Raw genomic sequence first — 14,221 nt, 5'->3', positions numbered from 1 at the left:
ACTAAGTGAGGTTTTAAAGTGAAATTTGTTGCTATAGTCGGAACGAATTCTGATCGTTCTACTAATAGAAAATTACTGCATTTTATGCGAACGCATTTTGCCGAAAAAGCAGAAATTGAGGTCTGTGAAATTAAATCATTACCAGCATTTAATGAACCTAAGGATAAAACTCCGCCAGCAGCAGTAAAAGAGCTATCAGATAAAATACTAGCCGCAGATGGTGTGATTATTGCTACTCCCGAATATGATCATTCCATTACCGCTGCGTTGAAAAGTGTTATTGAGTGGTTGTCTTATACTACCCGCCCTCTGATTAATAAATGTGTAATGATTGTCGGTGCTTCACATGGTATGTTGGGGTCATCAAGGGCTCAGGCTCATTTACGCCAAATTTTGGATGCGCCAGAATTAAAAGCACGAATTATGCCAAGCTCGGAGTTTTTATTAGGGCAGTCGTTACAGGCTTTTGATGATCAAGGTAATCTTATTTATGCTGATAAAGTCAAAGAGTTAGATGAATGCTTTGATGAATTTTTATTATTTGTGTCCATTACTAATCAATTACTCAAAACAGCAAAAATTAATACAGATCAAAATAAAAAATTTAGTTGGAAACAGGCCGCAGAAGAAGGAGCATCGTTATGAAATTTATTGGTATAGTAGGAACAAATGCTCAAGAATCTTATAACCGCATGTTATTGCAATTTATGCAAAAACATTTTAGTCATAAAGCCGAAATTGAAATATTAGAGTTGACTGATGTTCCAATGTTTAATGAGTCAGATGACCAATCTAATAGTCCTATCATTCAGAATTTTAATAATAAAATTATTCAAGCAGATGGTGTTATTCTTGCCACGCCAGAGCATAATCACTCAATTCCATCAGCCTTAAAAAGTATCATTGAATGGTTGTCATTTAATTTGCATCCGTTTGATGGTAAACCGGTTATGATTGTTGGTGCATCTTATGATGTACAAGGCTCTTCTCGAGCACAATTACATTTACGTCAAATCCTTGATGCGCCAGGGGTTAATGCAACGGTTATGCCGGGTTCTGAATTTTTACTTGGTCGAGCCCATCAAGCTTTTGATGAGCAAGGTAATCTTAAATCAGAACGAACAGTCGATTTTTTAGAAAGCTGTTTTTTACGTTTTTTGCGATTTACTCAAGTTGTCAATTTACTTAATGTGCCGGAAGAAATCTCGTATGAACCAGGTAAATATTGTGTAACAGCACCGGGTCATAATGGCGATTTACCTATGGTTGTTACTTTATCAACTGACCGCATTGAATCGATTGATATTGATACCGAAGGCGAGTCAGAAGGTATTGCTGACGTTGTGTTTAAACGTATTCCATCCCAAATCCTTGAAGGTCAGACACTGAATGTCGATTTGATTTCTGGTGCATCGGTTACAAGTAATGGTGTTATTGATGGTGTGGCAAAAGCCATTAAAATGGCAGGTGCTAATCCTGATGTATTAAGGAAAAGACCAAAAGCACCAAGCGCGCTTGATAATAGTGATGCGCAATATGTAACAGATGTCGTTGTGGTTGGTGCTGGTGGTGCAGGATTATCAGCCGCGGCAAGTATTTTACAAGAAGGCAAGCGCGTTGTCGTTGTTGAAAAATTTCCAGCCGTTGGTGGGAATACTGTCCGTACTGGTGGTCCAATGAATGCCGCCAATCCTAAATGGCAAAATACTTTCGATGCTATCGCGGGCGAAAGCCATACTTTATCTGAAATAGTAGCAATTGATGAGTCCGTGATTGATCCTGAATATTTGCAAGATTTTAGAAGCTTAAAACAGCAAATTAATGATTATTTATCAGAAAATAAAGGCAAAACCGGTTACCTATTTGATTCGGCACTACTTCATCGTATTCAAACCTATCTTGGCGGTAAGCGTACCGACCAATTAGGAAATGTAATTTATGGACAATATGATCTGGTTAAAATCTTGACTGATGAGGCGCTAGAATCGGTTAAATGGCTTGAAAATATTGGTGTTGAATTTGATAAACATGATGTCACTATGCCTGTAGGAGCTTTATGGCGTCGAGGTCATAAACCGTTAAAAAGTGAAGGTTATGCTTATGTTTCTGCATTGCAAAAATATGTAGAAGATAAGGGAGGAATTATCATAACCGATACGGCTGTTAAATCGTTAATTGTTGAAGATGGGCATGTGTCTGGGGTAATTGGACAAGGTTTAAATGGTAAAAAAGTTACCGTTAAAGCCGATGCTGTCATTTTGGCATCGGGTGGTTTTGGTGCTAATACCAAAATGCTCAAAGAGTATAACACTTATTGGACTGAAATTGATGACAATATTAAAACCTCTAATTCTCCGGCAATCACTGGTGATGGTATTTTGTTAGGACAAAGTGTTGGTGCGGATCTGGTTGGTATGGGCTTTTCACAAATGATGCCTGTTTCTGACCCAGAGACTGGGGCATTATTTAGTGGGTTACAAGTTCCACCACAAAATTTCATTATGGTTAACAAACAAGGAAAACGTTTTGTTAATGAATATGGCAGCCGAGACAAACTTACACAAGCCGCTATTGATAATGGTGGATTATTTTATTTAATAGCTGATGAAGAAATCAAAAAGACGGCTTACAACACATCACAAGAAAAAATTGATAAGCAAATTGCGGCTGGTACGCTATTTTGTGCAGACACTTTAGAAGAATTGGCCGAAAAACTGGGAATGGATGCTGATATTTTTAAACAAACGATTGCCAACTATAATGCGTATGCTGATGCTGGGTATGATCCTGAATTTGGTAAAGATGTATTTGATTTGAAAGTAGAAGTCGCTCCATTTTATGCAACACCAAGAAAACCAGCGGTGCATCATACAATGGGTGGACTAAAAATCGATACACAAACCCATGTTTTGGATAAATCAGGACAAAAAATTTCTGGCTTATATGCGGCAGGAGAAGTAGCAGGGGGTATCCATGCGGGTAATAGATTGGGTGGTAATTCACTAACCGATATTTTTACCTTTGGACGAATTGCGGGAAAAACTGCTTTGAAAGATATCAAGTCAAGAATGGAGTCTGGACATGGAACAACAAACTAGAAATCTCAATCGATGGCTTGTACTGATAGCATCAACATCAATCTTGCTTTGTACTGGTGCGATTTATGCTTTTAGTGTTTTTGCCGGTCCTTTAAGTGCCGCTAAAAATTGGAGTATGTCAGAGGTGATGACAGCGTTTGCTATTAATTCAGCTGTTGGCCCAATTCCTATGATTTTAGGTGGCTTTTTAACGGATAGAGGATTAGCTAAATGGTCTAGTGTTTTAGGTGGTTTGCTGTTTGGACTAGGCTTTTTTCTGACGGGTTATGTGACCAGTCCACTAATGCTTTATGTGACTTATGGCTTATTAAGTGGCTTTGGTCAAGGGCTTGCTTATTCGGGCTGTTTAAGTAATACCATTAAATTATTTCCTGATAAAAAAGGTCTCGCTTCAGGTATCATTACAGCAGGTATGGGGGGCGCTGCAATTATATCAGCACCAATCGGTAACCATTTGATTGAGCGTTTTGATGTGCTATATGCTTTCCAAATTCTAGGTTGTACCTATATAGCTGTGGTTATTGTTGCCAGTTTCTTTATAAAGGTAGCACCCGCTAATTATCAACCGCAAGGTTGGACTCAAGCACACAGCCAACAAAATGCGCCTATTGTTAACAAAAATTGGCAACAAATGCTACAAACGCCATATTTTTACCTCATATTTTTTATGTTAGGTACTGGTGCATTTTCTGGGTTGATGATAGCTTCGAATGCATCGAGTATTGGGCAAAACATGTTTGGGCTATCTTCTGTGGCAGCAGCATTTTATGTCAGTTTATATTCATTAAGTAATTGTGCTGGGCGAGTTGTTTGGGGAACGGTATCGGATAAACTTGGTCGTAATCGAACATTAGATATTATCTTTTCGGTAATTATTTTGGCTTTTATGGCATTTTTATTTATTCCAACACAAGCAGGATTTGCAATAGGAATTATCGCGCTTGGTTTATGCTTTGGTGGTGTGATGGGCGTGTTCCCACCAATGGTTATGGAAAATTATGGACCGATTCACCAAGGTGTTAACTACGGTATTATTTTTGTGGGTTATTCTTCAGCGGCATTTTTTGCACCAAAATTAACGGCGGATATCCTTATCAATAATAATGGCAGTTATACTTACGCATTTTATATTGCGATCGCTGTAGCCTTTGTTGGCTTAGTGTTAAACATGATTTATAAATTTACTAAACAAAGACAATCGAACAATTAATAATAAGTTCGCATTTAAGCTAAAGGAGCACAGATTTCTGTGCTCCTTATTTTGTATACTTAACTACCAATCTAATAATTCACTATTATATACATTATTATGTTCGTTCTATCGACTCAAGGACGATGTTTTTATCAATGCCATCAAGCACTTCAACTTGTCCAATTTGTGTCGGAATAACTAGCCTGAGTTTGCCTGATAAAACTTTTTTATCGCGTAACATGTGAGGAATATAAGCATCACTTGTCATTTGAGATGGCCGAGTAACTGGAAGTTTTGCTCTAATAAGTAGTGTTTTAATACGATCAATATCAGCGGTTGTAAATTTACCCAACAGTTTAGCTGTTTGAGCAGCCATCAACATACCGACACTGACAGCCTCACCATGTAACCAATTACCATAACCTAATTCTGCTTCGATGGCATGACCATAAGTATGACCCAGATTTAAAATTGCACGCATATCTTGTTCGGTTTCGTCGGCCGCAACTACCTGTGCTTTGAGTTCGCAGCAGCGATAAATGCAATAACTGAGTGCTTCGACATCTAATTTAAGTAACTGGTCAATGTGCAATTCTAACCAATAAAAAAAATCAGCATCCATAATAATGCCATATTTTATGACTTCGGCCAGACCTGCTGATAATTCACGCTGTGGTAACGTTTTTAAACAATTGAGATCGATAACCACTGATTGAGGTTGATAAAATGCGCCAATCATATTTTTACCAAGAGGGTGATTAATGGCGGTTTTACCACCAACAGACGAGTCTACTTGCGAAAGTAAAGTTGTGGGCACCTGTATAAATTTAATTCCTCGTTGATACGCTGATGCCGCAAATCCAGCGACATCACCAATAACACCACCACCTAATGCAATTAGTCTGGAATTGCGCGTATGATTATTGGCAAGCAAAGCGGTAAGAATTTTATTCCATGTTTCCATGGTTTTATATTGTTCACCATCAGGCAAAATGACAGAATCAGTTTTTATACCGTTGTCTTCAAGCATATCAATTAAAGTTTGTAAATATAGTGGAGCAATGGTGTCATTTGTTGCGATTAATACACGTTGACCTGGCTGGAGTTTGAAATGTTTAAATTGAGTTAAAAGATTTTCGCCAATAGTAATAGGATAACTACGTTTTGCTAGCGCCACATTTAAAATTTTTTGCATAATAATACCCAGACAAGTCAAAGCTAATTTATTGTTGCATGTTAGCGATAAAAAAGTAGCAGTGCAACTTAGAATCATTTAAACTTATCGCCAATTTTGTTTAGTAATATTAAATTTAATATGTCAATATCTCTTGTTTTAGCTCAAAAAAATTGGCGCGTAGGCGATATAGAAGGCAATGCTCAAAAAATTATTGAATTAATCAATAGCCATGTATCTTGTGATCTTATTATCTTTTCAGAATTAGCGTTATGTGGTTATCCACCTGAAGATCTTATCTTTCGTTCAGATTTTAAACAACGTTGCCAAAAAGCTTTATCAAATATCCAACAAGCTAGCACAAAATGTGCTGTGATTGTTGGTCATCCTGATTGGCAAGGTGATAAAATTTATAACTCACTTTCGTTTTTTGCCGAAGGAAAATTGTTAGCGGCTTATCATAAACAGTTGCTTCCTAATTATGATGTATTTGATGAAAAACGTTACTTTACTGCTGGAACACAAACTTGTGTAGTGCAATTTAAAGGTCAAAAAATAGGCTTATTAATTTGTGAAGATCTTTGGCAAAATCAACCTATTGATGATATCAAACAAGCACAAGCCGATTTTGTTATCACTATCAACGCTTCACCTTATGATTATCAAAAACAAAAGCAACGACAAGATTTAATTAAAGCACATGCTACTCGTACTCAATTACCGATTATTTATGTTAATCAAGTAGGGGGGCAAGATGAGCTGATATTTGACGGTGATTCTTTTGTCTGTAATGAGCATGGCGATATCATTTGCCAATTGAAATCCTTTCAAGAGCAAGTTGCCTTTTTTGCGTTTTCTTCTAATTACCCATCTCAACAAGTTGAGATAACAGAACAATCTCAATTAGCATCGGTATATGATGCATTAGTTTTGGCAACCCGTGATTATATTACTAAAAATGGTTTTCAAGGGGCGGTATTGGGACTATCTGGTGGGATCGATTCTGCTTTGACGCTTGCTATTGCCGTTGATGCGCTTGGTAAAGATAAAGTACAAGCCGTCATGATGCCATTTCGATATACGGCCGATATTAGTATTGCTGATGCTAAAGAAGAGGCTGAAATATTAGGTGTTGAATTTGATATTATCTCGATTGAACCAATGTTTGATGCATTTATGTCTTCATTAACTCCCTTATTTGCAGGAACACAAAAAGATACTACCGAAGAAAATCTGCAAGCACGTTGTCGAGGTGTTATTTTAATGGCACTTTCTAACAAACGCCGTAGACTGGTTTTAACTACTGGCAATAAAAGTGAAATGTCGGTTGGTTATGCAACGCTTTATGGTGATATGGCAGGTGGGTTTGACGTACTTAAAGATGTGCCTAAAACGATGGTGTTTGCATTATCTCAATTCCGCAATACACGTTCTTATGTTATTCCTGACAGAGTTATTACTCGTCCACCTTCAGCGGAGCTTGCACCCGATCAGAAAGATGAAGACAGTTTACCGCCATATGAAATTTTGGATGGCATATTAAAAGGTTATGTTGAGCAAGATCTTACCGTTTTACAACTTAAGTCACAAGGGTATGAAGAGCAAACCATAAGACAGGTAATTAAACTGGTTGATATAAATGAATATAAAAGACGTCAAGCAGCTGTCGGTCCTAAAATTACAACGCGCAACTTTGGAAAAGGCAGACGCTATCCAATTACTTCTGCTTTTGGATTTAACAATTGGCCATCGGCAATTAAGGGCAAATAGATATGAAAAAAATAGAAGCTATCATCAAACCATTTAAACTAGATGATATTCGTGAGGCACTAGCTGATCAAGGTATTACGGGGATGACCGTGACTGAGGTTAAAGGCTTTGGTCGTCAAAAAGGCCATACTGAGCTTTATCGTGGCGCTGAATACATGGTGGACTTTTTACCCAAAGTAAAAATCGAACTGGTTGTATCAGATGATATTTTAGAAATGTGCATTGATACCATTATGAAAACAGCGCAAACAGGCAAAATTGGTGACGGTAAAATTTTTGTCTATAATGTAGAACAAGTTATCCGTATTCGTACTGGTGAGATGGATGATTCTGCAATTTAATTGAGATTATTTGATATCAGGTCGCTCTTGTTTGAGTAATTCATTAGTCACAATGCCCTGCATAGAACAAATAAGCAGATTCATATTTGTGCCTTTTTCAATTAAGAGTAATTTTTCTGTTGTATCCGGTGCTGGAATTGTTTTTACACCAACTACAGTACCGGTGTTTTCTTTCCATACATGAACATCATCATTAATGTTACGAATCATTGGATTGGCGATGTACAGTAAGTCATCTTCCATATCTTTCCAATTGATAAAATTTAATGTCTCTTTTATTTGATTTATATCGTTATCAATAATAAAACCCCAAAAATAATATTTTCCTATTTTGCCTAAATCCATCGCACTATCATAATAACCTTTAATTGTTAGATTGTTATAGTGGATAGGGGTTTGAAAATAAACATAATTTTTATTAGTGTCACTGCGATTTTCAACGGGAATAAAGGCCTGATTATTATTAATTACATTGACATTTGTTACTTTTAGTAACTCATCTTTATTATCATATATAGCTTTGAAAAAATTGGTATTACAGAGAGATAATGACTCTATTAATGGTAATTTATCGGCTGATGCGACAAAAGAACAAACTATTAGTATTACTGTAATAACGCTTTTGATCATGTTGGTTGGAGTTGACAAAAAATAAAAATTATTAAGTTAAGTTGCCTTGATTGTATAATTTTTAAAGAATAATAACAATGTTAATCCCCCTTTTCTTTTTTAAAGAATTATTAAGATTGGTGAATACTTAACCTTTATTAAAGGTATTGAGTAAATCTAACAATATAATTATATATTTTATCAAGCAATAATCTTATTTATCTTTATTTATGGAAGACTGATCCCAAAATGATGAATTTATTTGAAAAATAGTTTGAGTATTAGAAAAATTACTATAATTTTATTTGAGCAGTAAGTTGTTTATGTTATTCAGTCAATTAATTTTAAATGGAAATAAATTATGAGTTCAACATTTGCAAATAAAATACTAGAAGATTTTTCTTGCTTTGAGGATATTTCAATCAAAACATTTTTTGGTGGATTTAGTATCAATAGCAAAGGAGTCATGTTTGGATGGATTGGTAAAGGTGAGATATATTTAAGGGGGCATGATCACTATCGTTCAGTTTTTATTGATTTGGATATGCCCACATTAACACTACCAACCGCAATGTCTAGAAAATCACTTGATTATTATAAAGTGAGTGATGAATTGTTAAAACATCCTAATAAGCTTCACGCTATGGTCAAAATGGTCATTGAATATGCTATTTTAGAACATAGTGAGAAAATTCAATTAAAAAATCAGCAAATTAAGACTTTACCTAATATCAACTTATCTTTGGAAAAACTATTATTTAGCGTTGGTATAACCAATATAGAAATATTTAATAAAGTTGGTTATCTGGAGGCTTTTTACCGAATTAAGAGTATAAAATCGACTATTTCGGACAATGTTCTATTTGTTTTATATAGTGCATTAAATTATTGCCATGTAGAAGTATTATCTAAATCGACAAAAACTGATATTGAAGTTGCATATCAAGATTTTTTAGACAATATATCGGATAATTAAGTTGTAAACTTTTATCTATTATTATGATTATCAGTCAACCATGAAAATAACAGTTATCCTGAAATCAATTCATGTTAGGATAACTGTTTTTTTGTAAATATTGTTATGAAGACGTTCTACGACGTGATGTTCGTTTAAATGGCTTTGGTGTAGGTAAATTCGTTAATAGTGCTGTTGGATCGTATTGGCTAACAGGAATAGCATGATCAATCGCTTTTTCGATAGCGGGTAAATTTTGTGAGTAACGTTCACAAGCAAGTGAAATAGAATAACCTTCTGCACCAGCACGACCAGTACGCCCGATTCTATGTCTGTAATCATCACAGTCATCGGGTAAGTCGTAATTAAAAACATGTGTTACATGAGGAATATGTAAACCTCGCGCAGCCACATCTGTTGCCACTAAAATATCTAAATCGCCTTGCGTAAATTGTTCAAGAATCGATAAACGTTTCTTTTGTGCAATATCACCAGTTAATAATCCAACTCGATGGCCATCTGCAACTAAATGGCGCCATATTTTTTCACACGCAACTTTGGTATTGGCAAACACAATACAGCGATCTGGCCACTCTTCTTCTATTAGTGTTTGTAACAGCGCTAATTTATCTTCATTCGATGGGAAAAATAGTTCTTCTTTTATACGATGACCAATTTTTTGTTCTGGTTCCACTTCAACATATTGTGGATTATTCATATGCTCAAATGCTAATTCACGGACATTATGCGTGAGTGTTGCAGAAAATAGCATAGTTAATCGTTTTTGTGGTGGCGTCATGTGTCTAAAAATCCAACGAACATCCCGAATAAATCCTAAGTCAAACATACGGTCAGCTTCATCTAAAACAACAACTTGTATTGACTCAAGATTTATATAATTTTGTTTAGCATAATCGATCAAACGACCTGTCGTTGCGATGAGAATATCGACGCCAGCTGATAACATTTTTAATTGTTTATCATAACCATCACCACCAAATGCTAAACCTAGTTTTAGACCTGTTTGTTCTGATAATACTTGAGCATCATGATAGATTTGCACAACGAGTTCGCGAGTTGGCGCGATAATGATTGCTCGAGGTTGGTTGGTTTGATGATCAGGTAATGGTTGATGATTCAATAAATAATTAAACGTTGAGGCTAAAAACGCGATGGTTTTTCCTGTCCCTGTTTGTCCCTGCCCAGCAATATCAATTCCTTTTGTGGTTAACGGTAACGTCTTTTCTTGAATTGGCGTACAATAAGTAAAGCCATTTTGATCAAGGGCTTTTAGTACTAATGGATGTAAAGGAAACTGACTAAAAGTCGTTTTGGTGAGATAGGATTGAATCATTATGGTTTCAAAGTTAATTATCAAAGTTTTTTAATTATAACATATTAGTCATACTGACATCACTAATAATTATCTCCTATTATAATAATTACTAGCGCGTGCTTTGAAAATATTTTAACATTTAAAACCATAAAAATTATATTATTATTGGAGATAATAAAATGAGTCATAATATTGTTGCGTTAACTGAAGCAAGTTTTGAGAAAACCATTAACGAAGCAACTAAACCCGTACTAGTTGATTTTTGGGCTGAATGGTGTGGTCCTTGTAAAATGGTTGCGCCTATTTTAGAAGAAATAGCTCAAGAATATAGTGATCGTATCGTTATTGCTAAACTAAATGTTGAAGAAAATCCTAATATAGCACCTAAGTTTGGTATTCGTGGCATTCCTACATTACTCATTTTCAAAAATGGTGAAGTTGTTTCAACACAAGTTGGCGCGTTATCTAAAGCCCAATTGAAAAGTTTTATTGAAGCACAACTGTAATAGTTGTGATTGCTGCCCTCACAAAATCAATAAAAAACAGTAATAAGCGTAATAAAAATTACGCTTATTACTGCTTAAATCAAGTGCGTTGTTATTTTCAATAACATAATTAAATATAGACAGACTACCTTTTTTAGTGTAAATTGCTAACTTCTTACGAAAGCTCCTTTCTGCAATCCATTGTTTTTATTGATTAAGTGGGTGAACAGTCTATATTTAAACGCATAATTATCATTGAAAACTTAGTAATTCATTGCGTTTGTATATTGTAAGAAAGAGATTTTTTTATTAATAAATGAAAGAAATATACAAAAATAGCAGTAATTGCAAACATATCAATTTTATCCTCAAGAATTTTTAAAATTATGAATTTAACTGAATTAAAAAACACTTCTGTTTCCGAGCTTGTAACGCTTGGCGAAAAAACAATGGGTCTTGAAAATCTTGCTCGCCTTAGAAAACAAGACATTATTTTTGCTATTTTAAAACAGCATGCCAAAAGTGGTGAAGATATCTTTGGTGACGGTGTGCTTGAAATTTTGCAAGATGGATTTGGCTTTTTACGTTCTGCTGATAGTTCGTATTTAGCGGGTCCTGATGATATTTATGTTTCACCTAGTCAAATCAGACGATTTAACTTGCGGACGGGTGATACAATTGCCGGTAAAATAAGACCGCCTAAAGAAGGTGAACGTTATTTTGCTTTATTAAAAGTTAATGAAGTTAATCATGATAAACCTGAAGATGCCCGCAATAAAATCCTCTTTGAAAACTTAACTCCGCTTCACCCAAATTCTCGATTACGTATGGAACGAGGTAATGGTTCAACAGAAGATATCACAGCAAGAGTACTTGATTTAGCATCACCTATCGGTAAAGGTCAACGTGGTTTGATTGTTGCTCCACCGAAAGCAGGTAAAACCATGCTTCTGCAAAATATCGCACAAAGTTTAGCGGTAAATCATCCTGAATGTGAGTTAGTTGTCTTGATGATTGATGAACGTCCTGAAGAAGTTACCGAGATGCAACGTTTAGTTAAAGGTGAAGTGGTTGCTTCAACTTTTGATGAACCAGCAGCAAGACATGTTCAAGTTGCGGAAATGGTAATTGAACGAGCAAAACGTTTAGTTGAACATAAAAAAGATGTGATTATTCTATTAGACTCAATTACTCGTTTGGCGCGTGCTTACAATACTGTTATTCCTTCATCGGGCAAAGTATTAACAGGTGGTGTGGATGCAAATGCTTTACATCGCCCTAAACGCTTTTTTGGTGCAGCACGTAATGTAGAAGAGGGCGGTAGCTTAACCATTATTGCAACAGCATTAATTGATACCGGTTCAAAAATGGACGAAGTTATTTACGAGGAGTTTAAAGGTACCGGTAATATGGAAGTACACTTATCTCGTAAGATTGCTGAGCGTCGTGTTTTCCCTGCTATTGATTTTAATCGTTCAGGTACACGTAAAGAAGATTTAATGACTTCGCCTGATGAACTACAAAAAATGTGGATTCTACGTAAGATCTTAAACCCAATGGGTGAAATTGATGCGATGGAATTTTTAATTGATAAATTAGCGATGACCAAAACCAATGACGAGTTTTTTGAAATGATGAAACGCTCATGATTTTGGGAATCAATTAGCTTAGTCAAAAATAAAATAGCCGTATTATATCTTGATACGGTTTTTTTATGGCAAAATATAAGATAATTTATAAAACCCGTTTAAGTTTTAAGTTGTAAAAACCTTATTATCAAGGTCATGTGAGATTATATAAAGGAGCCAAATCATGTCTAAACAACAAATCGGTGTTATTGGAATGGCAGTAATGGGGCGAAATCTTGCTCTTAATATTGAAAGCCGTGGATATACTGTCGCGATTTATAATCGCTCTAAAGATAAAACCGAGCAAGTGATGGCTGAACATCCCGATAAACAATTGGTTCCCCATTTTACGATTGAAGATTTTGTTGCTTCATTAGAAAAACCGCGCCGTATTCTGATAATGGTACAAGCAGGTAAAGGAACGGATGCCGTAATTGATGAGCTACGCCCCCTGTTAGATAAAGGCGACATTATTATTGATGGTGGTAACGCCTATTTTGAAGATACCATCCGTCGCAATAAAATGCTTTCAGATGAGGGTTTTAATTTTATTGGTACTGGTGTTTCTGGTGGTGAGGAAGGAGCACTTAAAGGACCATCTATTATGCCTGGTGGTCAAAAAGAAGCCTATGATTTAGTTGCACCAATATTAGAGAAAATCGCTGCCAAAGCTGACGGTGAACCATGTGTTACTTATATTGGACCCGATGGCGCAGGCCATTATGTGAAAATGGCTCACAATGGTATTGAGTATGGTGATATGCAGCTAATTGCTGAAAGCTATTCAGTATTAAAACATGTGGTCGGATTAGATAATGAGCAATTATCAAGTGTGTTTACTGACTGGAATAAGGGCGAGTTAAATAGTTATTTAATTGAAATTACTGCTGATATTTTTAAATATAAGGATGAACAAGGTCAATATCTGATAGATGTGATTTTAGATGCAGCAGGTAATAAAGGAACCGGTAAATGGACCAGTCAAAGTGCATTAGATTTAGGTGAGCCTTTATCATTGATTACTGAATCAGTATTTGCCCGTTACATTTCGGCTATTAAAGATCAGCGTGTTGCTGCGGCAAAAGTTTTAAAAGGGCCACAACAAGTGACTTATACTGGTGATAAAAAAGAATTAATTGAGAAGGTTCGCAAAGCACTTTATATGGGAAAAATTATCTCTTATGCTCAAGGTTTTGCACAACTCAAAGCTGCATCAACTCATTATAATTGGCAGTTAAATTTTGGTGAAATTGCTAAAATATTTAGAGCAGGATGCATTATTCGTGCACAATTTTTACAAAAAATTACTGATGCTTACGCAGACAATAATGATATAGATAATTTGTTATTAACACCTTATTTTTCTCAAACAGCTCAAGCTTATCAGCAAGCATTACGTGATGTGGTTTGTTTAGCCGTTCAACAAGGTATTGCAGTGCCAACGCTTTCTGCTGCTATTGCTTATTACGATAGTTATCGTTCACCTGTTTTACCAGCGAATTTAATTCAAGCACAACGAGATTATTTTGGTGCGCATACCTATAAACGTTTAGACAAAGAAGGTGTATTTCACACTGATTGGTTAAATATTGAATCGTAATTGGTCGTAATACTGTTACATCTATTTTTTAGT

At 35.6% G+C, this 14,221-nt stretch carries 12 protein-coding genes; 9 read left to right on the top strand and 3 right to left on the bottom strand.

The window, feature by feature from the left end:
* Positions 1-18 precede the first annotated feature (18 nt).
* From J3U56_RS07865 to J3U56_RS07855, 3 genes are read left to right on the top strand one after another with little or no spacing between them, the layout of a single operon-like run.
* A complete protein-coding gene (locus J3U56_RS07865; RefSeq protein ID WP_267367272.1) occupies positions 19-645 on the top strand; it encodes an NADPH-dependent FMN reductase in 627 nt (208 codons plus the stop codon).
* Complete coding sequence (locus J3U56_RS07860; RefSeq protein ID WP_267333850.1) at positions 642-3,098, top strand: flavocytochrome c; 2,457 nt, start codon at positions 642-644, stop codon at positions 3,096-3,098. The genes J3U56_RS07865 and J3U56_RS07860 overlap by 4 nt, the downstream gene beginning before the upstream one ends.
* Entirely contained in the window at positions 3,082-4,308 is a 1,227-nt protein-coding gene (locus J3U56_RS07855) for an OFA family MFS transporter (protein WP_267333849.1), read from the top strand. The genes J3U56_RS07860 and J3U56_RS07855 overlap by 17 nt, the downstream gene beginning before the upstream one ends.
* Positions 4,309-4,405: 97 nt before the next feature.
* Here J3U56_RS07855 and aroB read toward each other — a convergent pair whose 3' ends face one another.
* Positions 4,406-5,485: a 3-dehydroquinate synthase gene (gene aroB, locus J3U56_RS07850; protein WP_267367269.1), complete on the bottom strand. Its 1,080-nt coding sequence runs from the start codon at positions 5,483-5,485 to the stop codon at positions 4,406-4,408.
* Between the two features lie 120 nt (positions 5,486-5,605).
* Here aroB and J3U56_RS07845 point away from each other — a divergent pair, with 120 nt between their 5' ends.
* Together J3U56_RS07845 and glnB are read left to right on the top strand one after the other, a co-directional pair.
* The gene (locus tag J3U56_RS07845) at positions 5,606-7,234 is read left to right on the top strand and encodes an NAD+ synthase (RefSeq protein ID WP_267367267.1); all 1,629 of its coding nucleotides are present in this window, start codon (positions 5,606-5,608) and stop codon (positions 7,232-7,234) included.
* Positions 7,235-7,236: 2 nt separating this feature from the next.
* Positions 7,237-7,575 carry a nitrogen regulatory protein P-II gene (glnB, locus tag J3U56_RS07840; RefSeq protein WP_267333846.1) on the top strand — a complete coding sequence of 113 codons (339 nt, stop codon included), beginning with the start codon at positions 7,237-7,239 and terminating at the stop codon, positions 7,573-7,575.
* 6 nt (positions 7,576-7,581) lie between these two features.
* Here glnB and J3U56_RS07835 read toward each other — a convergent pair whose 3' ends face one another.
* Complete coding sequence (locus J3U56_RS07835; RefSeq protein WP_267333845.1) at positions 7,582-8,205, bottom strand: hypothetical protein; 624 nt, start codon at positions 8,203-8,205, stop codon at positions 7,582-7,584.
* A 340-nt stretch (positions 8,206-8,545) separates the two neighbouring features.
* On the opposite strand from J3U56_RS07835, the gene J3U56_RS07830 reads away from it, so the two are divergent.
* Positions 8,546-9,160 (top strand): TfoX/Sxy family protein, encoded by a 615-nt coding sequence (locus J3U56_RS07830; RefSeq protein ID WP_267333844.1) that lies wholly within the window; start codon positions 8,546-8,548, stop codon positions 9,158-9,160.
* A 103-nt stretch (positions 9,161-9,263) separates the two neighbouring features.
* On the opposite strand, the gene rhlB is transcribed toward J3U56_RS07830, so the two are convergent.
* Positions 9,264-10,493 (bottom strand): ATP-dependent RNA helicase RhlB, encoded by a 1,230-nt coding sequence (gene rhlB, locus J3U56_RS07825; RefSeq protein WP_267333843.1) that lies wholly within the window; start codon positions 10,491-10,493, stop codon positions 9,264-9,266.
* A 161-nt stretch (positions 10,494-10,654) separates the two neighbouring features.
* Here rhlB and trxA point away from each other — a divergent pair, with 161 nt between their 5' ends.
* From trxA to gndA, 3 genes are all read left to right on the top strand, one after another.
* On the top strand, positions 10,655-10,981 hold the full coding sequence (gene trxA / locus J3U56_RS07820) for a thioredoxin TrxA (protein WP_267333842.1): 327 nt from the start codon (positions 10,655-10,657) through the stop codon (positions 10,979-10,981).
* A gap of 365 nt (positions 10,982-11,346) precedes the next feature.
* Positions 11,347-12,609, top strand: a complete 1,263-nt coding sequence (gene rho / locus J3U56_RS07815) for a transcription termination factor Rho (RefSeq protein ID WP_065617994.1) — start codon at positions 11,347-11,349, stop codon at positions 12,607-12,609.
* Positions 12,610-12,772: 163 nt separating this feature from the next.
* Positions 12,773-14,188, top strand: coding sequence for an NADP-dependent phosphogluconate dehydrogenase (gene gndA, locus J3U56_RS07810; protein WP_267333841.1), 1,416 nt, complete (start codon positions 12,773-12,775; stop codon positions 14,186-14,188).
* Positions 14,189-14,221 lie beyond the last annotated feature (33 nt).

This window comes from Gilliamella sp. B2824 (assembly GCF_026536245.1).
Classification (GTDB): Bacteria; Pseudomonadota; Gammaproteobacteria; order Enterobacterales; family Orbaceae; genus Gilliamella.
The sequence above is the reverse complement of the archived record's forward strand: the minus strand, read 5'-3'. Positions and strand labels throughout refer to the sequence as shown.